Source organism: Streptomyces sp. NPDC005492 (assembly GCF_040605995.1).
Classification (GTDB): Bacteria; Actinomycetota; Actinomycetes; order Streptomycetales; family Streptomycetaceae; genus Streptomyces.
This window is the reverse complement of sequence record NZ_JBEXDX010000018.1, coordinates 115,496-138,318: the sequence shown is the minus strand read 5'-3', so window position 1 is coordinate 138,318 and position 22,823 is coordinate 115,496. Positions and strand designations below refer to the sequence as shown.

Below are 22,823 nucleotides of genomic sequence, written 5' to 3'. Positions count from 1 at the left end.
GTGCGGTGCGCTCAGGGGGTGGTCGAGCGCACTTCACGGTACGCCGCCGCCGGTGCGGGCCGCGCATCGAGGGAACCCCGGACCAGCAGGAACTGCGCCGCCGCATAGGTCAGCATGATCCAGAAATCGGGTGCGGGCGGCTGCGGCCAGTCGGCGACGCCGGTCGCGATGAGGGTGTCGGAGAGCATGAAGAACGCGCCGCCGAGCCCGGCCACCGGACCGAGCCGGGTGGCCGCGGCGTACGCCATGGCGGTCAGGAGGGTGCTGTAACCGGCGACAGGGACTCGCAGACCGGCCGGCAGGTCGGGCCACAGCAGGACGACCAGGGTGCCGAGGGCGACGGCGTAGCAGGCTGCGAGCAGACCCGCACGCGCGCGTGGTGGGCCCTGGCGCCGGAACAGGACGAGATAGCAGATGTGACCGGCGGCGAAGGAGGCCATCCCGGCCATGAAGGCGGGGTCGGCGTCCGACAGCAGCAGGACGTCACCGCCCCAGCCGCACAGCAGGGCGGCGACCAGGATCCGCGGGCCACCCGCGCGGGCGGCGAACGCGGCGAGCAGCGGCATGAGCAGCGGCTTGGCGACCAGATGCCCGGCGCGGAGGCCGACCGCGAGACAGACGAGGTCCAAGGCCGTGGCGAGGACGAAGGCACCGAGCAGCACCCGGGACGCTCTCACGCGGCCACGGACTCCTCGGCCGGTTCGACCGCGGCCGCCGGCTGCCAGCCCGGCCCCCGGAACACCCGCCCCGCCCGCTCGCGCCAACCGGTCGCCGTCTTCAGGTCCTTGGCGATGGCGACGTACTCATGGGTGGCGACCTTGATCGGGTTGAACGTGTTGATGTTCTTCGTCAACCCATAGACGGGCCGCTCAACCTCCGGGACGAAGGACCCGAAGAGCCGGTCCCAGACGATCAGGATGCCGCCGAAGTTGCGGTCCAAGTAGCCGCCCTGGGAGGCGTGGTGGACCCGGTGGTGGGACGGAGTATTGAAGACGAATTCGAACCAGCGGGGCATGCGGTCGATCCGCTCGGTGTGGATCCAGAACTGGTAGACCAGGTTCACGGAGGAGCAGAACGCCAGCGCGGCGGGATGCACACCCAGGGCGACGAGCGGGACGTAGAAGGGCCACACCGTGAGGGTCGTCCAGGGCTGGCGCAGGGCCGTGGTGAGGTTGAACCTGCGGCTGGAGTGGTGGACGACGTGACAGGCCCACAGGATGCGGATGACATGGTGACCGCGGTGGGACCAGTAGTAGAAGAAGTCCTGCCCGAGCAGCATCAGCGGGATCGTCCACCACAGCACGGGGACACGCAGCGGCGTGAGTTCGTAGATGGCCGTGTAGACGGCGACGATCGGGATCTTCCAGAGGAAGTCGAAGACGAGGCTCCCGAGCCCCATGCCGACGCTCGTCGCGGCGTCCTTCGTCTCGTAGCCCGCCGCGTCCTCGTCGGGGTGGATGCGCACGCTGATCATCTCGATCACGGCGAGCAGCACGAAGGCGGGTATCGACCAGAGCACGACATCGGGCAGGTTCGGCATGGGTGAACCGTAGGACCGCAGGTCGGCCACGACTAGACGTTGTTACCCACAAGTATTTCCGGCGGTACGCGCTTGCTTGTTGGCGATCTCCGCCAACCGGTCACACCCCCGCCGCCCCCAGCACCGTCCCCGCCGCATACGTCACCGCCATCGCCAGCGCGCCCCCGACCACGTTCCGCACCATCGCCGGCTTCGGCTCGGCCGCGCCGAGCCGCGCGCTGCTCCAGCCGGTGAGGACGAGGGCGGCCAGGGACGAGACGACGGTGACGCCCAGGCGCCAGTCGGCCGGAGGCAGGACGATCGCCAGGAGGGGCAGCAGAGCGCCGGCCGTGAAGGACAGGAAGCTGGCCCAGGCCGCGTGCCAGGGGTTGGTGAGGTCGTCGGGGTCGATGTTGAGCTCCACGCGCGCGTGGGCGCGCAGGGCGTCGCGCTCCGTGAGCTGGACCGCCGCCTCCGCGGCCACGTCACGGGACAGGCCGCGATCTTGCAGGAGTTCGGTCAACTCCTCCAGTTCGGCCTCCGGTTGCTCCATCAGCTCGCGCTTCTCCAGGGCCAGGGCGGCCTTCTCCGAGTCGCGCTGGGTGGAGACGGACACGTACTCCCCCGCCGCCATCGACATGGAGCCGGCGAGGAGTCCCGCGAGGCCGGCCGTCAGCAGCGCCGAGCGGTCGTCGGTGGCGCCGGCCACGCCGACGACGAGGCCGGCGGTGGACAGGATGCCGTCGTTCGCGCCGAGGACCGCGGCTCGCAGCCAGTTCAGCCGGGAGCCGAGGCTGCCGCCGTGGGGCTCGGCGTGGGACTCGGCGTTCGTTGGTTCCGTCACACGGTGGAGGATTCCACCCCCGGCGTCACCACACCCGTACCGACGCTCCCCGCGCGAACACCGGGCTGGTGGCGTCCGTCGGCGGTTCGGTCAGCGGCTCCGCGATCTCGCTCACCGTGGGACCGACCTTCGCCGCGATCGGGTCCAGGATGTCGAGGTCGAAGCCGTACACGCGGGCCGCGTTGCCGCCGACCATCGCGGCGACCTCGGCACGCGGCACGCGCGCGTACGCGAAACGCAGGCCCTCCCTGGAGTACGGGTACGTGCCCTCGTCGTGCGGGTAGTCGCTCCCCCACATGATCTTCTCGATGCCGATGCGGTCGCGCAGCGGCACCTCATGGGGGCGCATGAAACTGGCGCCCACGAAGCAGTTGTCGCGCCAGACCTCCGAGGGACCTTTGCCCATCGAGGCGGCCAGGCCCGCACCGAACCTGGACTCCGCCGTGGCCGCCTTCGTGGCCGCCGCGACCAGGCGCCCGTGGTAGTAGTCCAGCATGTCGAGCACCCCGGGTATCCAGCCGGAGCCCTGCTCGGTCAGCACCAGCTTCAGGTCCGGGTGCCGGCGGAAGGCACCGCCGAAGATCAGGTGCCACAGGGCGCGGTGCGAGAACCAGGTCGTCTCGACCATGAACACCGCGCGGGCGGCCGGTTCGTCGCCGAGCGGCGGGGCGGCGGAGCCCGCGTGGTGGTTCACGGGGACGCCGAGTTCCGCGCACACGGCCCAGATCGGGTCGTACGTCGACGAGTACAGCTCCGGCAGCCCCGAGCCCGGCGGGGTGCCGGGCAGCAGCAGACCGCCCCGGAGGCCCGCGGCGACCGCCCACCGGATCTCCTGGACGGCCTCCTGGACGTCGTTGAGGAGGATCTGGAAGACGCCCGCCCGCCGACCGGGCGCAGCCCCGCAGAAGTCCGCCAGCCAGCGGTTGTGGGCGCGCAGACCGGCCCAGCGGCGCTCGAACTCCTCGGCGGTGGGCGCGGGCGCCATGAGGGAGCCGGACGGGAAGAACGGCGGGATGGTGTTCGGGAAGACGACCTCGGCGACGATCCCGTCCTGCTCCAGCTCCGCGATCCGCCGCTCGGAGTTCCAGTTCTTGTCGGCCGTGTCGGCGACCAGGTCCGCGTACGGGTTGACGTACGTGGCCGCCCACGCGTCGAACTCGTCGTGGTACCGCTTCTCCAAGTAGGGCCGGTAGTCGAGGAGATCGGCGCCCGCGTGGCAGTCCGCCGAGATGACCGTGTACCGCTCCTCGCTCGTGCCGCTCATGGGGTCACCCCCAGCACGGGGAAGTCGTGGTCGGTCAGCCAGTGCCGCCCGACCTCGCGCGAGCGCGCCCAGGACGCCGTCACGGCCGCCTGGTCGTCCTGCTGGCCGAGTTCCGCGGGGGTCGGTCCGATCCTGCGGGCCAGCGGCTCCAGGGCCGCAACATCGAAGCCGAAGGCGTCCGCCGCCGCCAGGCCCAGCATGCGGCGGGTCTCGTCGACCGGGATGTCGTGGAAGGTGCGCTTCAACCACGCGCGTGTGTCGGGCCAAGTGCCTTCCGGGTGTGGGAAGTCGCTGCCCCAGAGGATGTTGTCGACGCCGATCTCGTAGCGCTGGGCCAGTTCACGGCGCTTGGTGTTGGTGGCGCAGATGAAGACCTGCCGGTCGAGGTATTCGCTCGGCGGGCGTTTCAGCTCCGCGAAGGGTGAGAGCTTCTTGCCGCCGTGGGCGCCGAGGTAGAGGCGGTCCATGAACCAGAGCTGGTTCGGCAGCCACCAACAACCCGACTCCGCGACCCCGAACTTGAGGCCCGGGTGACGTTCGAAGACTCCGGACCAGAGCAGGAACCACAGCGGCCGGGCGGGCCACCAGGTCACCTCGCTGACGTAGATGCCCAGGTGGTCGCCGTACTCGTGGCGGGGCGCGGCCCCGGAGTGGGTCAGTACGGGCATCGCGCACTCGGCGGCGGCCGCCCACACGGGGTCGTAACGACGGTCGTGGTAGGGCTCCTTGTCGACCCACATGGAGGGGATCATCAGGGCACCGAGACCGGACTCCTTCGCGCGATGGATCTCCGCGACGACTTTGTCCGTGGGGGCCGTCACCGGCAACAGGGCCACCCCGCAGTGCCGTTCGGGATTCTCGGAGACGAAGTCGGCGAGCCAGCGGTTGTGCGCCTGAGCGCCCGCCATCCCCAACTCGGGGTCCTGGTCCCCGGAGAGACCGAGCCCGACTCCGAACGGCGCGGCGGTCTGACTGTCCACGGCATCCGCGTCCGGGAAGACCACCTCGGCGGCCACCCCGTCCCCGTCCAGCTCCTTCAGGCGCTGCGCGGTGTCCCAACCCCCGCGCAGGCCCTCCTCGTTGTCGTGGAACCACTTGGCCGCGAACGCCTCGTTGCGGATGCCGAGCCGGGTCATCTCCTCGCGGCGCCGGTCGCGCCCGGCGAGGAACTCGTCGAAGTCCCGGTGGAACCGGGCGTCCAGATAGGGCCGGTACTCCTCGGTGGGCAGCCCGGCATGGCAGTCGGAGGAGATGATCAGGTACGGCTCCTGGTCGGTCACAACAGCCCCCTCGGTCCAGGATTCGGTCCAGTCGGTCCGGGATTCAGTCCAGGATGAAGCTTTCGAGGTACGACGGGTTCGCCCGGTCGAGCATCGAGCGCGCCCTCGCCCGGATCTGGCCGTCGCTGTGCTCGCTCTCGGGCAGCAGCCAGAAGCGGTCCGCGCGGATGCCGTCCACGACGAGGTCGGCGACCTCCTCGACGGGCGTGAAGGCGACCTCCTTGCCCGCCTCCTTCATGGCGGTCTCCCACTGGTCGAGGCTGCGGTAAGGGGTCCTCCGGGGGCGCTTCTTGGCGTACCGGTCGGGCCGGTTGCGGTGCGACTCCCACAGGCCGGTGCGCAGCATGTGCGGCCCCGGGAAGAGCACCGAGGCACCCACGCGCGCGTGCTCCGCCTTCAGATGGGCGTACAGGGACTCGGTCATCGTCACGACGGCCGCCTTGGTGACGGCATACACGGAGGCGGTGGGCAGCGGGGCGATACCGCCGTCCCCGGACGACGTGTTGACGACATGACCGGGTTGACCCGACTTGATCATCCTCGGCACGAACGCCTGGATGCCGTGGAAGACGCCCCACACATTGACGGCGAACGCCCATCGCCAGTCATTGGGTTCGTGCTCCCACATCCGGCCCTCGGCGCCCGAGCCGACCCCCGCGTTGTTGCACAGGACATGGACGGCGCCGTACACCTCGTACGCCGACTCGGCCAGATCCAGCACCTGTTGACGCTCGCCGACGTCGACCACGCACGCGTGCACATCGGCACCCTCGGCGCGCAGATCGGCGGCGGCCTTGTCGAGAGCGCCGCGCTCGACGTCGGCGAGGACCACCTTGAGGCCGTCGGCGGCGAACCGCCGCGCCATCGCGAGCCCGATCCCGCTCGCCGCCCCGGTGACGACGGCGACCTGACCCTCCCTCAGCTCCATCGGACGCTCCCTTCCGGGGGCCCGTCATGGACCTGTTGCGGGTCGTCGTAGCGCTGGTGGACGTACGGCAACAGGGCCCGCGCGTCGACGCGTTCGACGACTTTTCCGCGCTGGTCGCTGGTCTTCTCACCGATGGTGATGTCGACCAGAGTGCGTACCGGGAGGTCGGCGACCGGGTCGTACATGGACTCGCGCAGGACGACGTCCCCGGTCACGCGTTCCAGCCGGCGGACCTTCTCGTTGCGCAGGCAGTGCACGAGCACCGGGTCTGCGTCGAAGCCCGAACCGTCCACTGCGGGAAGGAACTTGAAGTAGAAGTCGGTCTTCTGCGTCGGCCCGGGCAGCGGCAACTCCTCGCTGACCGCGCCGCGGACCTCGACGAAGGCGATGCCGTGCCGGGCCAGGGAGGCGTGCACGACGAGGCCCACGCGTTCGACCGTCACCTCACCGAGTTTCTTGGGTTCGCCGAAGACCTCACGGCCGCCGGTGAGGGCCCGCTCATGGGTCATCGGCATCACCAGCGGATACCAGCCCTCGACACCGTCGTGCGCGGCGGCGACCGCGAACGAGCCCGCGCCCAGCGGATATCCGGGCAGTTCGACCCTGCTGATGTTCACCCGGACCAACGGCCGCCCGGTGGGCTTCAGGGGCGGCGGCAGGACCGCCGCGACCGCGTCAGGGTCGCTCTCCCAGACGGCCACCACACCGGTCGACCAGATGTCGGGAAGCTTTGAGCTCGCTGTGCGTGCGGCGGCGATCTCCGCCTCGGTCCGTGCGCCGTACCGTACGCGTGCCATACGCCGTACCGCCCTTCGTAGGCCGTCATCCGTCAGGCGGGCAGCACGCTCGCACCGGGCGGGCAAAAGGTCCATAGCCACGCGCACGCGCATTCGGCCAACCCGAACGGGCGGCCGGGACGGGCCACCTGACGGACGAGGCCATGGACCGGGCTGTCAGTGACGGCCCGTATCCTCAGTGACCATGCTCGAAGACCACTCGCCCGCAGTGTCCGCAGCCACTCCGTGGCCGGCCGCGTATCCCCAGGGATACGCGGTAGTTGACGTGGAGACCACCGGCCTGGCCCGGGACGACCGGATAATCTCCGCGGCCGTCTACCGCCTGGACGCGCTCGGCGAGGTCGAGGACCACTGGTACACGATGGTCAACCCGGAGCGCGATCCCGGCCCGGTGTGGATCCACGGTCTGACGAGTGACGTACTGGAAGGCGCGCCCCTCTTCCAGGACATCGCCGAGGAGTTCGCGACCCGCCTGGAGGGCCGGGTGCTGGTCGCGCACAACGCGGTCTTCGACTGGCAGATGATCGCGCGGGAGTACGCGCGCGTGGCGATCGATCCGCCGGTCCGTCAGCGGCTGTGCACCATCGCCCTCTCCAAGGAGCTGGCCCTGCCGCTGCCCAACCACAAGCTGGAGTCCCTGGCCGCGCACTTCGGCGTCGTCCAGCAGCGCGCGCACCACGCGCTGGACGACGCGCGCGTGCTCGCCGAGGCGTTTCGGCCGAGCCTGCGGGCGGCGGCGCGGGGCGGGGTCCGGCTGCCGCTGCACGAGTGCCGGCCGCTGACCGAGTGGACCGCGGACCGGCCGACGCCCCGCATCGGGCAGCAGGCCGGGGGCTACAGCGGCTACGGAGCGGGAAGTTGGCGTCCCTCGCGCAAGCGGCCCGCGTGCCCCTACCCCAACCCGGGGCGGTTCCAGGACGGCAGGCCGCTCAAGCAGGGCATGCGGATCGCCTTCTCCGGGGACACCTCCATCGAGCGCGAGCTGCTGGAGGACCGGGCCGTGGAGGCCGGGCTGCACGTCGCCACCAGCCTGTCCCGGCTGACCAGCCTCCTCGTCACGAACGACCCGGACTCGGGCACCTCCAAGGTGGTCAAGGCCCGGCAGTTCGGCACGCCGGTGGTGGACGAGGCGGCGTTCGGACAGTTGCTCAGAGACGTCGAGCAGGCGGACTGACCGTACGGACGGGTGATTGTCGTACGACTCGCCCCGCGCCCGCTCGCCCGTGCCGGGCCGACGGCCCACCCTGTGGCGCATGGCGAGATGTGAAGTGTGCGGCAATGACTACGGCATGAGCTTCGAGGTGCACGCGCAGGGCGCGGTGCACGTCTTCGACTGCTTCTCGTGCGCGATCCATCGCATGGCCCCGATCTGCGAGCACTGCCGGGTGCAGATCATCGGGCAGGGCGTGGAGGTCGAGGGCCACTGGTTCTGCGGCGGCCACTGCGCGCGGGCGGAGGGGATGGTGGGGATCATCGACAAGGTGTGAGGACAGACCCCCCTGAATACGCCCCACGACCGAGTTGTACGGTCGTGGGGTGTACCGCTTCCTGATGTCCCGGCAGTGGGTGATCCTCGCGTTGATCACCCTCCTCCTGATCCCCACGATGATCAGGCTGGGCATCTGGCAGATGCACCGCTACGAGATGCGCAGCGCCCGGAACCAGTTGGTGACGAACGCGCTGCACGCCAAGCCGGTCCCCGTGGAGCGGATCAGCACCCCAGGGCACGCGGTGACCCGGACCGAGAAGTACCGCACCGTCACCGCCACAGGCACCTTCGAGACCTCCAAGGAAGTCGTCGTCCGGCGCCGTACCAATGACGACGACGAGGTCGGCTTCCATGTCCTGACCCCGTTCGTGCTGACGGACGGCAAGGTGGTGCTGGTCAACCGCGGCTGGATCCCGGCGAACGGCGCGCAGACCGCGTTCCCGAAGATCCCCGCGCCGCCGAGCGGCACGACCACCATCACCGGGCGTCTGATGGCCGACGAGACGACCGCGGCGAGCGGCATCAAGGACATCAAGGGCCTGCCCGACCGCCAGATCATGCTGATCAACAGCGAGGAGCAGGCCCGGCGGCTGCACGCCCAGGTGCTCGGCGGCTATGTCGAGCAGACGGCGCCCGAGGCCAAGGGCGGCACGCCGGAGCAGATCTCCGACCCGGGCAAGGAAGACGCCCCGCTGAACTACGCGTACATGATCCAGTGGTGGCTGTTCGCGGCGGCCGTCCCGGTCGGTTACGTCGTCCTGGCCCGCCGCGAGGCCCGCGACCGCCGGGAGGCGGCGGCCAAGGAGGAGACGGCCGAGGCCGTCGAACCGGCATCGGTCTGACCCGCCTTCGTCACCCGCGCGGCTGCGACCTTGATTGCCCCACCGGTAGGCAGGGAACCCGCACCCCGTGCACCCACGTATCGAGGACTACGCCCTCATCGGCGACGAACAGACCGCGGCCCTCATCGGCATGGACGGCTCGGTCGACTGGCTGTGTCTGCCCCGCTTCGACTCGGCGGCCTGCTTCGCCAGACTGCTCGGTGACGAGGAGAACGGCCACTGGCGCATCGCCCCCGAGGGCGCGGACCGCTGCACCCGCCGGGCCTACCGCCCCGGCACCCTGGTCCTGGACACGGAGTGGGAGACCGACGAGGGCACGATCCGCGTCACCGACCTGATGCCCCAACGCGACGTCGCCCCCGATGTCGTACGCGTCGTGGAATGCCTCAGCGGCAGGGTCACCGTCCGCAGCACGCTCCGGCTGCGCTTCGACTACGGCTCTGTCGTGCCGTGGATGCGCAGGTCCGACGGACACCGGGTGGCCGTCGCCGGACCCGACTCGGTGTGGCTGCGCAGCGAGCCGGAGGTGCGTACCTGGGGCGAGGACTTCGGCACGCACTCGGAGTTCACCGTCGAGGCCGGTGAGAAGGTCGCCTTCGTCCTCACCTGGCACCCCTCGCACGAGCCGCGCCCGCCGCGCGTCGACCCGTACAAGTCGCTGCGCACCAGCGTCGCGGACTGGAAGCGCTGGTCGGCCCGCTGCCGCTACGACGGCCCCTACCGCGACGCTGTCCTGCGGTCCCTGATCACGCTGAAGGCCCTCACCTACCGCCCGACCGGCGGCATCGTCGCCGCGGCCACCACCTCGCTGCCCGAGGAGATGGGCGGTGTCCGCAACTGGGACTACCGCTACTGCTGGCTGCGCGACTCCACCCTCACCCTCGGCGCCCTGATCGCCGCCGGCTACCACAAGGAGGCCGAGGCCTGGCGCGACTGGCTGCTGCGTGCGGTCGCGGGCGACCCGGCGGACCTGCAGATCATGTACGGCGTGGCGGGCGAGCGCCGGCTGCCCGAGTTCGAACTCCCGCACCTGACCGGCTTCGGCGCCTCGGTACCCGTACGGATCGGCAACGGCGCCGTGAACCAGCTCCAACTCGACGTCTACGGCGAGGTCATGGACTCCCTGTGGCTGGCGCGGCGCGCGGGTCTGTCGCCCAAGCCGCACATGTGGTCGCTCCAGAGCGTCCTCCTGGAGTGGCTGCGCGCGCAGTGGCGGCAGCCCGACGAGGGGCTGTGGGAGGTGCGCGGCGGCCGTCGGCATTTCGTGCACTCCAAGGTCATGGTGTGGGTGGCCGCCGACCGGGCCGTACGCACCCTGGAGGAGTACGGCGACCTTCCCGGGGACCTGGCGGCCTGGCGCGAGTTGCGGGACGAGGTGCACCAGGACGTGTGCGAGAAGGGCTACGACCCGGTGCGCAACACGTTCACGCAGTACTACGGCTCCCGGGAACTCGACGCCGCGCTGCTGCTCATCCCCCGCTGCGGTTTCCTGCCGCCCGACGATCCGCGGGTCGTCGGCACGGTCGACGCGGTCCGCGAGGCGCTCGGCCACGACGGTTTCGTACGCCGTTACGACACTGCCGCCGACGTCCCGGTCGACGGCCTTCCGGGCGACGAGGGCGCCTTCCTCGCGTGCTCTTTCTGGCTCGCGGACGCGCTGCACCTGACGGGGCGCAGGAAGGAGGCCCGGACGCTGTTCGAGCGTCTGGTGGGACTCGCGAACGACGTGGGGCTGCTCGCGGAGGAGTACGACCCGGTGGCCGGCCGGCAGCTCGGCAACTTCCCGCAGGCCTTCAGCCACATCGGCTTGGTGAACACCGCCCTCGCCCTGTTCGGGGACGAGGAGGCAGGATAGGGGCCATGGATCTTGGACTGAAGGACCGGGTGTACGTCGTCACGGGTGCCACCCGCGGACTGGGCAACGCCTCCGCGCGCGAGCTGGTGGCCGACGGCGCGAAGGTGGTCGTCACCGGGCGCGACGAGCAACGGACCGCCGACGCGGCGGCCGAACTGGGGCCGAACGCGGTGGGCGTGGCCGTCGACAACGCCGACGCGGAGGCGCCGGCCCGGTTGATCGCCGCCGCGCGTGAGCACTTCGGGCGCTTCGACGGCATCCTGGTGAGCGTCGGCGGGCCGCCGCCCGGCTTCGTCGCCGACGGCACCGACGAGCAGTGGCAGGCCTCGTTCGAGTCGGTGTTCCTGGGCGCGGTACGGCTCGCCCGCGCGGCGGCCGAGGAACTGGAGGAGGGCGGCGTCATCGGGTTCGTGCTGTCGGGCTCGGTGCACGAACCGATCCCCGGGCTCACGATCTCGAACGCGCTACGACCCGGCCTGGCCGGTTTCGCCAAGTCCCTCGCCGACGAGCTGGGACCGCGCGGCATCCGCGTCCTCGGTCTGCTGCCCGCCCGCATCGACACGGACCGCGTGCGCGAACTGGACGGCCTGTCCGCCGACCCTGAGGCCACCCGTCGGGCCAACGAGTCGCGGATCCCGCTGCGCCGGTACGGGACGTCGGAGGAGTTCGGGCGGGTGGCGGCGTTTCTGCTGTCACCCGCCGCGTCCTATCTGACGGGCATCATGGTGCCGGTCGACGGCGGGATGCGGCACGGGTTCTGACGTGCCGTCAGCCCACCGTCCCGTCAACTGACCCTTTCCGCGCGGTGTTTGACGGCCTTCAGCCAGACCTCCGTCGGCAGTGTCGTCAGGCCGGCCGAATCGCGGGCGTGGGCGAGGGCGTTGGCCGTCAGGTGGTCGAGGGCGACTCCGGGGTCCACATGCGGTTCGAGACCGAGCCGGACGCGGGCCTCGGGTGCCGTGCGGGTGCCGACCAGCCGCACATGCGCGTGGGCGACGCCTTCCAGGTCGCCCGCGTCGGTGGCGAGGACGCCCTCCAGGGCCCGGCCCCGCAGCAGCGCGCCCTCTCCGTCGCCGGTGCTGACGGCGACCTCGGTGAGCCGGCGCCGCCGTAGCACCGCGACGAGCCACCACAGGGCGAGCAGGACGAGGACCGCGAGCACGGCGAGGACGGTCGGCCACCACCAGCCGTCGCCCCGCCAGCGGGTCCGCTGCGCGTCGCTGAGCAGGACGTCGTGCCGTCCGTCGTGGACCCACCACGACGGCGGTTTCACGCCGAGCCCGACGGCCAGCACCGAGCCGCCGGCGACGACCAGCGCGAGGCCCACGACTCCGATCAGCACACGGTTGACGACCCTGAGCACCGCCTTCACCCCTTCTGTCCGGAACGGCCGACGTGCAGCGACAGCGCGGGCGGCCGCGCCAGCCCGAGCCCGGTGATCGCGTCGTTGAGCACGGCGTCCAAGTCGGCCCGTACGTCGTCGAGTTCACGGAAATGGGACACCGCGCGGACGTCGGCCTTCGTCCGGCTGGTGCGGACCCGTACCGACTGCACGCCCGAGACCTCCATGGCCCGGTCGCGCAGCACCATCGCGGCCGCGGCGCGTTGCAGTCCGGCCCGGACATCGGCGTGGGTGCGGCGCATCGGCAGCACCTGGCGCAGGCCGGGCGTTACGGCGAGCACGATCAGCCAGAGGCCGAGGACGGCGGCGACAGCGGCGCCGACGAGGACCCAGGTGTCGTCGAGGGGCCGTTCGGCGAGTTGCCGGGCCAGTTCCCGGCGCCAGTGCGCGGCGGGCCGTTCGGCGCGCACGGCGGTGACGTCGTAGAGCAGGGCGCCCGCGCCGACGAGCAGCAGGACGGCGACGATGCCCGCGGGGACGCGGCGCGCCGACCAGAAGCGGCCGCCCTTGCCGTCGCCGTCATGGACGACGGGTACGGGGTTGTGGTCCGACGCGTCGGTGTACCCGCCGCGTCCGGGATCGGTCTCCTTCTCGATGACCGGTAGTCGTTGGGTCGTACCTTCGGAGCCCTGGGGCTCGCTCATCGCGTCCTCCCCTGTGCCGCGCCGCGCGACTGTGCCGGATGCAGCCGCTCCACCTGGACGGCGACCTCGGGCACCTCCATGCCCACCAACGCGCGTACCCGCTGAACGACCTGTCGACGCACCTGAAAACAGCGGTCGCCGATGTCGCACGGATAGCCGAGTTCGAGATGCACGCGCACGCGTGCGGTGTCGTGGTGCACGACGACGGTGGCATGCGGCGGCGCGGCCACCGGGGGCAGCGGTCCGACCGCCTCACGCGCCGCCTGCGCGGCGATCTTCGCTACGACCCGGTCGGCGATCCGGGTGGCGCCGCGCTCGCCGGGCGGGACGACCGCCGGGGGTCTGTCGCTCTCGTCGACCGCGCCGTCCCCGCCGCTCATGGGCGTCATCGCCGCCGGTCGTCACGCGAGCGGAAGAAGTCGCCGAGTTCCAGGTCCCCCTCCAGGAACCGGCCGACGACGAAGCCGACGGCGCCCAGGGCCGCCACCAGCAGGAAGGCACCGAACCCGCCGAAGTACCCGGCGAAACCCAGCGCCATTCCGGCGATCATGCCGACCACGGCCCTGCTCATCCTGCGCTCCTCAACTCGTTCGTCGGCCCGCTCATCGGCTCATCCGGCAGCTCGGTCACTGGAGTCGGGGCTCCGGTTCCTCGTCCTCCTCGTCGGGCAGCTTCACATCGCTCACCGCGATGTTGACCTCGACGACTTCGAGTCCGGTCATCCGCTCCACGGCCGCGATGACGTTCTCCCGTACGGCCCGGGCCACATCGCCGATCGACACGCCGTAGTCGACGACGATCTCCAGATCGAGCGCGGTCTGCACCTCGCCGACCTCGGCCTTCACGCCCCGGGACACCGACTTCGAACCGCCGGGCACCCGGTCGCGTACGGCCCCGAAGGTGCGGGACAGCCCGCTGCCCATGGCGTGCACGCCCAGGACGTCCCGGGCGGCCAGCCCGGCGATCTTCTCCACGACCCCGTCGGCGATGGTGGTGCGCCCCCGGGAGGCCGGGTCGCCTCCGCCGCGTCTGGTGGGGGTCTTCCGGGTCTGCAGCGGCTCCCTCTCGCCGTCGGGGTCCGATGTCCGGTTCCGCTCCGTCATGTCGTCCATCGCCGTACGTCCCTTTCGGTCGTCGTCCCTATCAACCACGGTAAGCGCGGTTGCGGTCTCTCGCGCCGGGGATGCGGCAGGCTGGAGGAATGACGGCGGACGCGTGGACGCGGGCGGTACGGCATCAGGTGGGGCTCGGGAGGCTGCTGCCCCTGGGCGACCGGCGCGACGGCGCGTGGATCGCCGAGCGGGCGGCCGAGGCGGTCCTGCGGGGCGCGGTGCGGGACGTACGGGGGGTGCGGCTGGGCGGGATGCGGATCGCGCTCGCCGATCCGGAGGACGTGAGCGAACCCGCCGTACCGCCTCCGCCGGGGGCCCTGCCGCCCGGTCCGCTGCGGATCACGGCCGGTTTCGCGGCCGTGGCGACCGAGCCGCTCCCGGTCGCCGCGTCCCGCCTGCGCGCCGCCCTGGTGACGGCCGCGACGGAGCGGCTCGGCCTGGTGGTGGCGGAGGTCGATCTACAGGTGACCGCCCTGTTGGACCATATGGACGATGTTGACCGTGTGGATGACATGGATGACATGGCCGGCATGGCCGATGTGGATCGCGCCACCGCTGACATTGTCCACATTGATGATGTTGATGACGACCTTGACCGTGTGGTCGATCTTGACGACGGCGGTGAGTCCCTGGTCATCGCGGCTGCTCTAGCCGTCCCCGGTGTGGCCCGGCTGACCGGCACGCTGGGTGGGCTGGGCCGGGCGGTGCACCTGGAGGGGCGGCGGGTCGAGGGTGCGCTGCCGCGTCTGCACGCGCGCGTGGAACTGGCGGTACGCGCGGACCACCGGGCGCTGGATGTGGCCCTGGAGGTCCGCGCGAGGATCGGCGAGGTGCTGCCCGGTCACCCGACCGTGGCGGTGCTCGTCACGCGGATCGGCTGACGCCTCTTCACCGACGAGCCCACCTGATGCGCGCTATTCGCCGACGCCCGCCAGGTCCCGCAGCCGTCGCGCCTGGGCGGCGCGCTCGGCGGCGCGCTGGTCGTCGTAGGTGCGGCCCTGGGCGCCCTGGAGCAGCGCCTTGGTCTCGATGAGGGCGTCTCGCGGTGCGGCCAGCAGTGCGGTCGTGAGATCGCGTACGGCGTCCTCGACCTGGTCCGCGGGCACGGCGATGTTGGCGAGGCCGGTGCTCACGGCCTCCTCGGCCAGGACGGCGCGACCGGTCGCGCAGATCTCCAGCGCGCGGGCGTAGCCGACAAGACCGATCAGCGGGTTCGTGCCGGTCAGGTCGGGCACCAGCCCGAGGCTGGTCTCGCGCATGGCGAACTGCACGTCGTCGGCGACGACGCGCAGGTCACAGGCGAGGGCGAGTTGGAACCCGGCCCCGATGGCATGCCCCTGGACGGCGGCGATGGACACGAGGTCGCTGCGCCGCCACCAGGTGAAGCCCTCCTGGTACTCGGCGATGGTCCCGTCCAGCACGGCGTCACTGCTGCGCGCGAGGTCGATGAACGACGGTTCGCCGTCGAAGCCCTCGGGCGTGAACGCCTGCCGGTCGAGTCCGGCCGAGAAGGACTTGCCCTCGGCCCGCAGCACGACGACACGGACGGAGCCCGGCAGCGACCGCCCGGCCTCCGCCAACGCCCGCCACAGAGCGGGACTTTGGGCGTTGCGCTTGGCCGGGTTGGTCAGCGTCACCGTGGCGATCGCGTCGTCGACGGTGAGCCGTACGCCGTCCTTGTCGAGTACCGGACCGAGGTCCTTGTCGTCCTGTGCGGGCGAAGCCATGGGACGCCTCCGATGTGTGCGGTCAACAGAGCAGAGCTAAGTGACTGCACAGTAACCACCCGGTCGGTCAGCCGACCTACCGGGTGGCCACCATCGAAGCCGATGGGCCGCCGGGGGTCAGGCCGAAGCCTTCTTGCCCCGGGTCGCCCCGCCACGCCCACGGAGCGTGACGCCGGACTCGCTGAGCATCCGGTGTACGAAGCCATACGAACGGCCGGTCTCCTCGGCCAGCGCTCGAATGCTCGCACCGGAGTCGTACTTCTTCTTCAGGTCTGCCGCGAGCTTGTCGCGCGCGGCGCCGGTTACCCGGCTGCCCTTCTTCAGAGTCTCGGCCACCCGTGCCTCCTCATGGGAAGTGCGCTCTGGTCTCCTCATGATCACCCCTCCAGGCGTTCATGGCCACCCATTCGGCAAGGTCCGTAAGACAAGGTTTTGACGACAGGAGCGCGTCCCCACAACTGGAATTTGGAATTCCACACTGTCGTGTCCGTACGGCCGAACGAGTTGTTCCGCGAAGTGCCTGGTCAGAGACGTGGAACGGCCGAGCCCTTGTCGATAAAGGGCTCGGCCGGAAAATCGATGTAGGACACACCTCGGTACGAGGAGATCTCACACAGATGGTGGATCACCGGTAGGCCGAATGATCCATACGCCGTGGATCAAGCATTCGATCAAGCCAGGGCGACGAGATCCGCGTAGTCCGCGCCCCACAGGTCCTCGACGCCGTCGGGCAGCAGGATGATGCGCTCCGGCTGGAGCGCCTCCACGGCGCCCTCGTCGTGGGTGACGAGAACGACGGCGCCCTTGTAGGTGCGCAGCGCGCCGAGGATCTCCTCGCGGCTGGCCGGGTCGAGGTTGTTCGTCGGCTCGTCGAGGAGCAGGACGTTCGCCGACGACACGACGAGGGTGGCGAGCGCGAGGCGCGTCTTCTCACCGCCGGAGAGGACCCCGGCCGGCTTGTCGACGTCGTCGCCCGAGAACAGGAACGAGCCGAGCGTCTTGCGGACCTCGACAAGGTCGAGGTCGGGGGCGGCGGAGCGCATGTTCTCCAGGACCGTGCGCTCCGGGTCGAGGGTCTCGTGCTCCTGCGCGTAGTAGCCGAGCTTGAGGCCGTGGCCTTCGATGACCTCGCCGGTGTCCGGCTTCTCGGCGCCGCCGAGCAGACGCAGCAGGGTCGTCTTGCCCGCGCCGTTCAGACCGAGGATGACGACGCGTGAGCCCTTGTCGATGGCCAGGTCGACGTCGGTGAAGATCTCCAGGGAGCCGTACGACTTCGACAGGCCCTCCGCCATGAGAGGGGTCTTGCCGCAGGGCGAGGGCTCCGGGAAGCGCAGCTTGGCGACCTTGTCGGAGACGCGCACCGCGTCCAGCCCGGCGAGCAGCCGGTCGGCGCGCTTGGCCATGTTCTGGGCGGCGACCGTCTTGGTCGCCTTGGCGCGCATCTTGTCGGCCTGCGAGTGCAGGGCCGCGGCCTTCTTCTCGGCGTTCTGCCGCTCGCGCTTGCGGCGCTTCTCGTCGGCCTCGCGCTGCTGCTGGTAGAGCTTCCAGCCCATGTTGTAGTAGTCGATCTGGGCGCGGTTGGCGTCCAGATAGAACACCTTGTTGACGACGGTCTCGACGAGGTCGACGTCGTGGGAGATCACGATGAAGCCGCCGCGGTACGTCTTCAGGTAGTCGCGCAGCCAGACGATCGAGTCGGCGTCGAGGTGGTTGGTGGGCTCGTCGAGCAGCAGGGTGTCCGCGTCGGAGAACAGGATGCGGGCCAGCTCGATACGGCGGCGCTGACCGCCGGAGAGCGTATGGAGCGGCTGGCCGAGCACGCGGTCGGGCAGGTTCAGCGCGGCGGCGATGGTGGCGGCCTCGGCCTCGGCGGAGTACCCGCCCTTGGTGAGGAACTCCGTCTCCTGGCGCTCGTACTGCCGCAGCGCCTTCTCGCGGGTGGCTCCGCTGCCGTTGGCGATGCGCTGTTCGTTCTCCCGCATCTTGCGGATCAGGGTGTCCAGGCCGCGCGCGGAGAGGATGCGGTCGCTCGCGAGTACGTCCAGGTCGCCGGTGCGGGGGTCCTGCGGAAGGTAGCCGACCTCGCCGGAGCGGGTGACGGTGCCGCCGGCGGGCTGGCCCTCACCGGCCAGGACCTTGGTCAGGGTGGTCTTGCCGGCGCCGTTGCGCCCGACCAGGCCGATGCGGTCGCCCTTGGCGACACGGAAGGTGGCGGACTCGATGAGGACGCGGGCACCGGCGCGCAGTTCGATACCGGAGGCGGAGATCACGGTCAGACTCCAGAGCGGGGTCGTAGGCGGAAGGGGCGGCTGAGGACGTTCCCGCCGTCTAATGCGCGAGGAGAATGGCCATGGGCCAAGTCTAACGGGGCTGTGCAAGCACTTTTTCTGTGTACGGCGGACTGTGGCCGGGAGCGCATGACCTGGTCCACGGCGGTGAGCTGGGCGGTCCGGGCCGGCGCCCGAACACGGCCGGGCGACGGGTGGAGCCGCGCCGTGACGAACGGCACGCGTGCGTGGCGGGCGTCGCCTGTCCGGACGCTCGTCCGGCGACCGGGTGGGGACGGCGGACGAGGATGGCGCCGGGGGGCCACACGCGCGGAGAGCGGGGTCCATGCGGTTCGACGACGATGCCGATCTGGACACCTCCGAGGTGCAGGACGTACGCGGCAGCCGGATTCCCGGTGGCCGGGCGACCGTGGGCGGTGGTCTCGTGGGGGTGATCGCGCTGCTTCTGGGGCTCTTCTTCGGGGTCGGTCCGGACAACCTGGGGTTGTCGTCGGGCAGCGCCTCACCGGTAACGACCGCGTCCTCACTGGCCCAGGTGCGGTCGTCCGGCCGTACCGGGCGGGACGCGAACGTCTGGGAGGACTGCCGCATCGCGGCCGTCGTCAACAGCGTGCAGGACCACTGGGCGCAGGAGTTCCGGCGGCAGGGCGGTACGTACACGCGGTCGCCGACGGTCTTCTTCAGCGGGCAGGTCGCCACGGCGTGCGGGACGGCGGCCTCCGCGGTGGGGCCGTTCTACTGTCCGGGCGACCGGAAGGTCTATCTGGACCTGGGTTTCTTCGACGAGCCGCGGACGAAGTTCGGCTCAGCGGCGGCGCAGGACGGGCGGACCGGCGCGAACCGCGACGCGGTGCGGGTGGAACTCCAGGCGGACTGCTACGCGGGGGTCTGGGCGCATCACGCGACGGCCACGAAGGACGAGTCGACCGGGCGGCCGTTGATCACCAGCCTCACGGACGGCGACATCCGGGACGGACTGGACGCCGCGGCGGCCGTGGGCGACGGCCGGATCCAGGAGCGGTTCCAGGGCCGGGTGACGCCGGAGACCTGGACGCACGGGTCGACGGCGCAGCGGCAGCAGTGGTTCCAGCAGGGCTTCCGGAGCGGGGGCATGGCACGGTGCGACACGTTCCGCTGACGGCCATGGTGCCGGTTCGCGGGGCATTGTCAGTGGCGGGTGCAAGACTCGTCGAAGTGGTCAAAGCGGCAGAAAGAAGCGATAGCACCCGATGCACAAGGAAGTGATCGGCATGGCAGCCAAGGACAGCGGGCGTCCCAGCATCTACCCGTCCCTGCTGTACGCGGACGCGAAGGCGGCGATCCGGCAGCTCACGGAGGCCTTCGGCTTCACCGAGCTCGCGGTGTACGAGAGCGAGGACGGCTCGGTGATGCACGCCGAGCTGGTGCAGGGCAACGGCGCGGTGATGCTCGGCTCCAAAGGCCGCGGTGGGCGGTTCGACGAGGCGATGAAGAGCGCGGGACCCGCCGGGGTGTACATCGTCGTGGACGACGTCGACGCCCATCACCGGCGGGCCGTCGAGCACGGCGCGGAGATCCTGATGCCCCCGACGGACCAGGACTACGGATCACGGGACTACATGGCCCGGGACGCCGAGGGCAACATCTGGAGCTTCGGTACCTACGCCCCGGAGATACGGGGGTAGGGGCCTGACCCCGCCTAGTTCTGGAACTAGCTTCCCCCGGTGTGCACTTGGAAGGCGGCCCGGCGTACGGCCTTGGCGAGCGCCGGGTCGGGGTGGGCCGCGGCGAGCGCGACCAGGACCTGCACGGTGCGGGGATGACCGACGGCGCGCACCTCGTCGAGGAGCATGGGGACGGTCGGCTGGATGGCGGACTCAAGGTGGCGCACGAGCAGCGGGGCCTCACCGTGGTCGGCGACGGCGGCGGCGGTGTCGACCCACAGCCAGGTGGCCTCCTCGCGGGTGAGGACCTCGTGGGCGTCCTCCGGGTCTATCCCGTCGTGCTCGGCGAGCCACAGCAGGGCGTACGGCCGCAGCGTCGCCTCTTCGGCGACGGCGCGGACGTCGGGCTCGGCGGGGGCGCCGACGACGCGCAGCGCCTCGAAGGCGAGGCCGCGCAGCAGGGCGTCCTCGCCGCGAGCGGCGTCGATCAGCTCGCCGACCGCGCTGCCCACGGTGCGGGCGGCGAGCCAGGCGCGGTATTCGGCCCGGGCGGCGTTCGGGCGGAGCTGGGAGCAGCCGCGGAGCATGTCCTCGGCGGACTGCTCGATGTTCCCGGCCGGGCTCTGCGCGGCCACGCAGATCTGCTCCAGCTTGACCCAGACCGCCCAGCTCCCGAGCGGGGTGAGGGTGGCATGGGCGTCGCCGTAGGTGAGGGCGCCGACGGAGGCGAGGGCGTGCAGGGCCCAGTCGAGGAGGGGGTCGAGGGGCGTGTCCGCGGCCGGCGGCTGCTGGACCGGATCGGGCTGCGGGCCGTAGGGGATCTCGCAGCGCTCGGTGCGCAGTTCGGTGACGCGTTGGCCGAGGAGGTCCAGGAGCTGTTCGACAGGGACGGGTCCGGCGGAGAGCTGGAGGAAGGAGAGCACCTGAGGCATGGCCGAGACGACCTCGGCGACGGCCGAGGGCTCGTGCTCCCGGGGCTCGGGGTGGGCGAGTGACCAGGCGTCGAAGAGGGCGACCCAGCCGCGCAGTACGGCGCTGTCGTCGCGGTCCCAGGCGCGCAGCCGCCAGCCGGGGCGGGCGCTGTCGCCGTGCACCTCGACGAGACCGGCGAGGCGGGCCGTGTCCCAGTCGGCGCGCACCTGGGCCGGGGTCAGGCCCAGCTCCGCGGCCGCGAGTTCGGCGGTCGAGTCGGAGAGGGTGCCCTTGCCGTCGGGGCTCGCGCTGTCAGGGCCGGGGCGTAGTGCGGCGTCGGCCCAGTGGGCGACGCGGGCCGCGCCGGCCAGGCCGGAGCGCGCCATTCTGGCCAGTTCCGCGGGGGCCGGTGTGCCCTCCGGAGGGCGGGGTGCGGGGCGGCGCGAGCGCCGCTGGTTCATCGCTCGGGGGGCGGCGGCCAGGGGTCGCGGGCGGACGAGTCGAAGCCTGGAGTCGCGCGGGATACGGGACGTCACGGGTGCAGTCTTCCGGTTGACGGTCGGAAAACCCAAACGGAATGTCACGGCGGGCGACAGGGAGGGCCAAGGCACGGGGTCTCGCGGGCTGCTGGGGACCGGGATCAGGCCAGTGGTACAGGGCTAAACGGAAGGTCGGTGGAGGGTGTCCCGGTGGGTGGGACCGGATCACATGAGCGGAGTCAGGAAGCGGCGCAGGATCTCCTCGTAGCCACCCAGGTCGGTGGACGGTGATCAGGTCCGGGGGCGGGCACCGAAGCGGCGTCAGAGCGCCCAACGGGGCCACCGTGCCGTCCGAGCCACGGAAAGTCAGTGGGACGCCCCGGCGAGTGGGACCAGATCACATGAGCGGAGTCACGAAGCCACGCAGGATCTCCTCGTAGCCACCCAGGTCGGTGGACGGTGATCAGGTCGGGGGGCGGGCACCAAAGCGGCGTCAGAGCGCGCCACGGGGCCACCGTGCCGTCCGAGCCACGGAAGATCGATGGGGGGCGCCCCCGTGAGTGGGACCGGATCACATGAGCGGAGTCAGGAAGCGGCGCAGGATCTCCTCGTAGCCACCCGGGTCGGCGTTCCACATCGCGCCGTGTGGGGCCTTGGCGACCGGCTGGAGGGTGATCAGGTCCGGGCGGCGGGCGGCGAAGCGGCGGGAGAGCGACCAGGGGGCGACCTTGTCGTCCGGGCCGTGGAAGATCAGGGTTGGCACCTTGAGCCGGGCCGGGTCAGCGGCCTCGGCGATGCGGTCGCCATGGAGACCGGTGCGGCCCTGTGCGGCGCGGACCGCCAGCGGCAGCAGCGCGCCCGGGGTGTGCCGGGCCGCCGCGAGGGCGCGCAGCGTCCGCTCCCAGTCGAGCACCGGCGAGTCCAGCACCAGGCCGGAGACGCGGTCACGCATCGCGGAGTGGGCGGCGGCGCGCAGGGCCATGGTGGCGCCGGTGGACCAGCCGTGCAGGACGACATGCTCGGCGCCGTAGCGCACGGCGTAGCGGATCGCCGCGTCCAGGTCGCGCCACTCGGTCTCGCCGAGGTGGCCCAGGCCGTCGGGGTTGCGGGGTGCGCCCAGGTCGCCGCGGTAGGCGAGGGCGAGGACCGGGAAGCGGTTGCGGTGCAGGAACTCCATGATGTTCAGGGAGAGTTCACGGGTGGTGGCCAGGCCGTGCACCGCGATCACCCAGGTGCTCCGCGCTCCTGGCACGAACCACGCGGGCAGGGAGCCGAGTTCGCCGGGGATGTCGACGTCGGCGTGGTCCAGGCCGAGGGCGGTGCTCGGGTTGCCGACGTGGAGATTCGGGGTGAGCCACACCTTGTCGCCGGGGCGCAGGGTGCCGTGGGTGACGCGTTCCAGGCGGCGGACGACGGTGTCGGCGGACGCGGAGGCCGTGTCGACGACGGGGCCGACGACCGCGTGGGAGCCGTCGCCGGCGAGGCCGTAGGTGCCGGGGCGCAGGGCGGCCAGGTCCCGGGTGAGCGCGACCTGGCCGGCGGCGGTGGAGTGCACCGTGAGCCGGGGTTCGGTCGGCAGGGGGCGTCCGGGCGGCGCCTTCAGCGCCGCGTCGCTGGCGTACCGGCCGGCGGCGACGCCCACCGCACCGGCCGCGAGGGCCACGGAGACGGCCGCGGCCGTCGCTTTGACTGTGCGCACCGCTCCAGTGTCCAGGCCGACCCGCCCGGCGGCCAGCCGGGGGACGCTCGGAGTGAAATCCGGAGGCGGCTCGGCGCGGACCAAGAACGCCGAAGACAC

General features: G+C 71.3%; 25 protein-coding genes. 8 read left to right on the top strand and 17 right to left on the bottom strand.

Features of this window, described 5'->3' with window-relative positions:
- Positions 1–11: 11 nt before the first annotated feature.
- From ABZT04_RS24455 to ABZT04_RS24425, 7 genes are all read right to left on the bottom strand, one after another.
- A complete protein-coding gene (locus tag ABZT04_RS24455) occupies positions 12–677 on the bottom strand; it encodes a lysoplasmalogenase (RefSeq protein WP_356059095.1) in 666 nt (221 codons plus the stop codon).
- Complete coding sequence (locus ABZT04_RS24450) at positions 674–1,540, bottom strand: sterol desaturase family protein (protein ID WP_356059094.1); 867 nt, start codon at positions 1,538–1,540, stop codon at positions 674–676. The genes ABZT04_RS24455 and ABZT04_RS24450 overlap by 4 nt, the downstream gene beginning before the upstream one ends.
- A gap of 100 nt (positions 1,541–1,640) precedes the next feature.
- Positions 1,641–2,363 carry a VIT family protein gene (locus ABZT04_RS24445; RefSeq protein WP_356059093.1) on the bottom strand — a complete coding sequence of 241 codons (723 nt, stop codon included), beginning with the start codon at positions 2,361–2,363 and terminating at the stop codon, positions 1,641–1,643.
- Between the two features lie 25 nt (positions 2,364–2,388).
- A complete protein-coding gene (locus ABZT04_RS24440; RefSeq protein WP_356059092.1) occupies positions 2,389–3,627 on the bottom strand; it encodes an amidohydrolase family protein in 1,239 nt (412 codons plus the stop codon).
- Positions 3,624–4,907, bottom strand: a complete 1,284-nt coding sequence (locus ABZT04_RS24435; RefSeq protein WP_356059091.1) for an amidohydrolase family protein — start codon at positions 4,905–4,907, stop codon at positions 3,624–3,626. Before ABZT04_RS24435 ends, ABZT04_RS24440 begins: the two co-directional genes overlap by 4 nt.
- A 43-nt stretch (positions 4,908–4,950) precedes the next feature.
- Positions 4,951–5,835, bottom strand: coding sequence for an SDR family NAD(P)-dependent oxidoreductase (locus ABZT04_RS24430; protein WP_356059090.1), 885 nt, complete (start codon positions 5,833–5,835; stop codon positions 4,951–4,953).
- Positions 5,826–6,632: an acetoacetate decarboxylase family protein gene (locus ABZT04_RS24425; RefSeq protein WP_356059089.1), complete on the bottom strand. Its 807-nt coding sequence runs from the start codon at positions 6,630–6,632 to the stop codon at positions 5,826–5,828. The genes ABZT04_RS24430 and ABZT04_RS24425 overlap by 10 nt, the downstream gene beginning before the upstream one ends.
- Positions 6,633–6,816: 184 nt before the next feature.
- On the opposite strand from ABZT04_RS24425, the gene ABZT04_RS24420 reads away from it, so the two are divergent.
- From ABZT04_RS24420 to ABZT04_RS24400, 5 genes are all read left to right on the top strand, one after another.
- The gene (locus ABZT04_RS24420; protein WP_356059088.1) at positions 6,817–7,806 is read left to right on the top strand and encodes a DEDDh family exonuclease; all 990 of its coding nucleotides are present in this window, start codon (positions 6,817–6,819) and stop codon (positions 7,804–7,806) included.
- Between the two features lie 79 nt (positions 7,807–7,885).
- Positions 7,886–8,119, top strand: a complete 234-nt coding sequence (locus tag ABZT04_RS24415) for a hypothetical protein (RefSeq protein WP_078623033.1) — start codon at positions 7,886–7,888, stop codon at positions 8,117–8,119.
- Between the two features lie 49 nt (positions 8,120–8,168).
- Positions 8,169–8,963 (top strand): SURF1 family protein, encoded by a 795-nt coding sequence (locus tag ABZT04_RS24410; RefSeq protein ID WP_356059087.1) that lies wholly within the window; start codon positions 8,169–8,171, stop codon positions 8,961–8,963.
- A gap of 67 nt (positions 8,964–9,030) precedes the next feature.
- Positions 9,031–10,818 carry a glycoside hydrolase family 15 protein gene (locus ABZT04_RS24405; RefSeq protein ID WP_356059086.1) on the top strand — a complete coding sequence of 596 codons (1,788 nt, stop codon included), beginning with the start codon at positions 9,031–9,033 and terminating at the stop codon, positions 10,816–10,818.
- 5 nt (positions 10,819–10,823) lie between these two features.
- Positions 10,824–11,579: an SDR family oxidoreductase gene (locus ABZT04_RS24400; protein ID WP_356059085.1), complete on the top strand. Its 756-nt coding sequence runs from the start codon at positions 10,824–10,826 to the stop codon at positions 11,577–11,579.
- A gap of 23 nt (positions 11,580–11,602) precedes the next feature.
- Here ABZT04_RS24400 and amaP read toward each other — a convergent pair whose 3' ends face one another.
- The 5 genes from amaP to ABZT04_RS24375 are packed head-to-tail and all read right to left on the bottom strand — an operon-like array spanning position 11,603 to position 13,976.
- Positions 11,603–12,181, bottom strand: a complete 579-nt coding sequence (amaP, locus tag ABZT04_RS24395; protein ID WP_356059084.1) for an alkaline shock response membrane anchor protein AmaP — start codon at positions 12,179–12,181, stop codon at positions 11,603–11,605.
- A 5-nt stretch (positions 12,182–12,186) separates the two neighbouring features.
- Complete coding sequence (locus ABZT04_RS24390; protein WP_356059083.1) at positions 12,187–12,864, bottom strand: DUF6286 domain-containing protein; 678 nt, start codon at positions 12,862–12,864, stop codon at positions 12,187–12,189.
- Complete coding sequence (locus ABZT04_RS24385) at positions 12,861–13,253, bottom strand: hypothetical protein (protein WP_356059082.1); 393 nt, start codon at positions 13,251–13,253, stop codon at positions 12,861–12,863. Before ABZT04_RS24385 ends, ABZT04_RS24390 begins: the two co-directional genes overlap by 4 nt.
- A complete protein-coding gene (locus ABZT04_RS24380; protein ID WP_356059081.1) occupies positions 13,250–13,435 on the bottom strand; it encodes a hypothetical protein in 186 nt (61 codons plus the stop codon). Before ABZT04_RS24380 ends, ABZT04_RS24385 begins: the two co-directional genes overlap by 4 nt.
- Before the next feature lie 55 nt (positions 13,436–13,490).
- Complete coding sequence (locus ABZT04_RS24375; RefSeq protein WP_356059080.1) at positions 13,491–13,976, bottom strand: Asp23/Gls24 family envelope stress response protein; 486 nt, start codon at positions 13,974–13,976, stop codon at positions 13,491–13,493.
- 89 nt (positions 13,977–14,065) lie between these two features.
- Here ABZT04_RS24375 and ABZT04_RS24370 point away from each other — a divergent pair, with 89 nt between their 5' ends.
- Positions 14,066–14,857, top strand: coding sequence for a nucleopolyhedrovirus P10 family protein (locus tag ABZT04_RS24370; protein WP_356059079.1), 792 nt, complete (start codon positions 14,066–14,068; stop codon positions 14,855–14,857).
- 33 nt (positions 14,858–14,890) lie between these two features.
- On the opposite strand, the gene ABZT04_RS24365 is transcribed toward ABZT04_RS24370, so the two are convergent.
- From ABZT04_RS24365 to ABZT04_RS24355, 3 genes are all read right to left on the bottom strand, one after another.
- A complete protein-coding gene (locus ABZT04_RS24365; RefSeq protein WP_356059078.1) occupies positions 14,891–15,703 on the bottom strand; it encodes an enoyl-CoA hydratase/isomerase family protein in 813 nt (270 codons plus the stop codon).
- A gap of 117 nt (positions 15,704–15,820) precedes the next feature.
- Positions 15,821–16,039: a helix-turn-helix domain-containing protein gene (locus ABZT04_RS24360; protein WP_019060653.1), complete on the bottom strand. Its 219-nt coding sequence runs from the start codon at positions 16,037–16,039 to the stop codon at positions 15,821–15,823.
- A 335-nt stretch (positions 16,040–16,374) separates the two neighbouring features.
- A complete protein-coding gene (locus tag ABZT04_RS24355) occupies positions 16,375–17,973 on the bottom strand; it encodes an ABC-F family ATP-binding cassette domain-containing protein (protein ID WP_356059077.1) in 1,599 nt (532 codons plus the stop codon).
- A 343-nt stretch (positions 17,974–18,316) separates the two neighbouring features.
- On the opposite strand from ABZT04_RS24355, the gene ABZT04_RS24350 reads away from it, so the two are divergent.
- Entirely contained in the window at positions 18,317–19,129 is an 813-nt protein-coding gene (locus ABZT04_RS24350) for a neutral zinc metallopeptidase (protein ID WP_356059076.1), read from the top strand.
- 112 nt (positions 19,130–19,241) lie between these two features.
- Complete coding sequence (locus ABZT04_RS24345; RefSeq protein ID WP_356059075.1) at positions 19,242–19,655, top strand: VOC family protein; 414 nt, start codon at positions 19,242–19,244, stop codon at positions 19,653–19,655.
- A gap of 26 nt (positions 19,656–19,681) precedes the next feature.
- Here the strand turns inward: ABZT04_RS24345 and ABZT04_RS24340 are convergent, their stop codons facing one another.
- Together ABZT04_RS24340 and ABZT04_RS24335 are read right to left on the bottom strand one after the other, a co-directional pair.
- A complete protein-coding gene (locus ABZT04_RS24340; RefSeq protein WP_356059074.1) occupies positions 19,682–21,082 on the bottom strand; it encodes a hypothetical protein in 1,401 nt (466 codons plus the stop codon).
- A gap of 514 nt (positions 21,083–21,596) precedes the next feature.
- A complete protein-coding gene (locus ABZT04_RS24335) occupies positions 21,597–22,724 on the bottom strand; it encodes an alpha/beta fold hydrolase (RefSeq protein WP_356059073.1) in 1,128 nt (375 codons plus the stop codon).
- Positions 22,725–22,823 lie beyond the last annotated feature (99 nt).

Coding starts and splice junctions, on each gene's coding strand:
- ABZT04_RS24350 (WP_356059076.1), top strand. CDS start 18,317: ATGCGGTTCGACGACGATGCCGATCTGGACACCTCCGAGGTGCAGGAC.
- ABZT04_RS24450 (WP_356059094.1), bottom strand. CDS start 1,540: ATGCCGAACCTGCCCGATGTCGTGCTCTGGTCGATACCCGCCTTCGTG.
- ABZT04_RS24420 (WP_356059088.1), top strand. CDS start 6,817: ATGCTCGAAGACCACTCGCCCGCAGTGTCCGCAGCCACTCCGTGGCCG.
- ABZT04_RS24375 (WP_356059080.1), bottom strand. CDS start 13,976: ATGGACGACATGACGGAGCGGAACCGGACATCGGACCCCGACGGCGAG.
- ABZT04_RS24380 (WP_356059081.1), bottom strand. CDS start 13,435: ATGAGCAGGGCCGTGGTCGGCATGATCGCCGGAATGGCGCTGGGTTTC.
- ABZT04_RS24390 (WP_356059083.1), bottom strand. CDS start 12,864: ATGAGCGAGCCCCAGGGCTCCGAAGGTACGACCCAACGACTACCGGTC.
- ABZT04_RS24425 (WP_356059089.1), bottom strand. CDS start 6,632: ATGGCACGCGTACGGTACGGCGCACGGACCGAGGCGGAGATCGCCGCC.
- ABZT04_RS24430 (WP_356059090.1), bottom strand. CDS start 5,835: ATGGAGCTGAGGGAGGGTCAGGTCGCCGTCGTCACCGGGGCGGCGAGC.
- ABZT04_RS24370 (WP_356059079.1), top strand. CDS start 14,066: ATGACGGCGGACGCGTGGACGCGGGCGGTACGGCATCAGGTGGGGCTC.
- ABZT04_RS24385 (WP_356059082.1), bottom strand. CDS start 13,253: ATGACGCCCATGAGCGGCGGGGACGGCGCGGTCGACGAGAGCGACAGA.
- ABZT04_RS24415 (WP_078623033.1), top strand. CDS start 7,886: ATGGCGAGATGTGAAGTGTGCGGCAATGACTACGGCATGAGCTTCGAG.
- ABZT04_RS24400 (WP_356059085.1), top strand. CDS start 10,824: ATGGATCTTGGACTGAAGGACCGGGTGTACGTCGTCACGGGTGCCACC.
- ABZT04_RS24440 (WP_356059092.1), bottom strand. CDS start 3,627: ATGAGCGGCACGAGCGAGGAGCGGTACACGGTCATCTCGGCGGACTGC.
- ABZT04_RS24345 (WP_356059075.1), top strand. CDS start 19,242: ATGGCAGCCAAGGACAGCGGGCGTCCCAGCATCTACCCGTCCCTGCTG.
- ABZT04_RS24365 (WP_356059078.1), bottom strand. CDS start 15,703: ATGGCTTCGCCCGCACAGGACGACAAGGACCTCGGTCCGGTACTCGAC.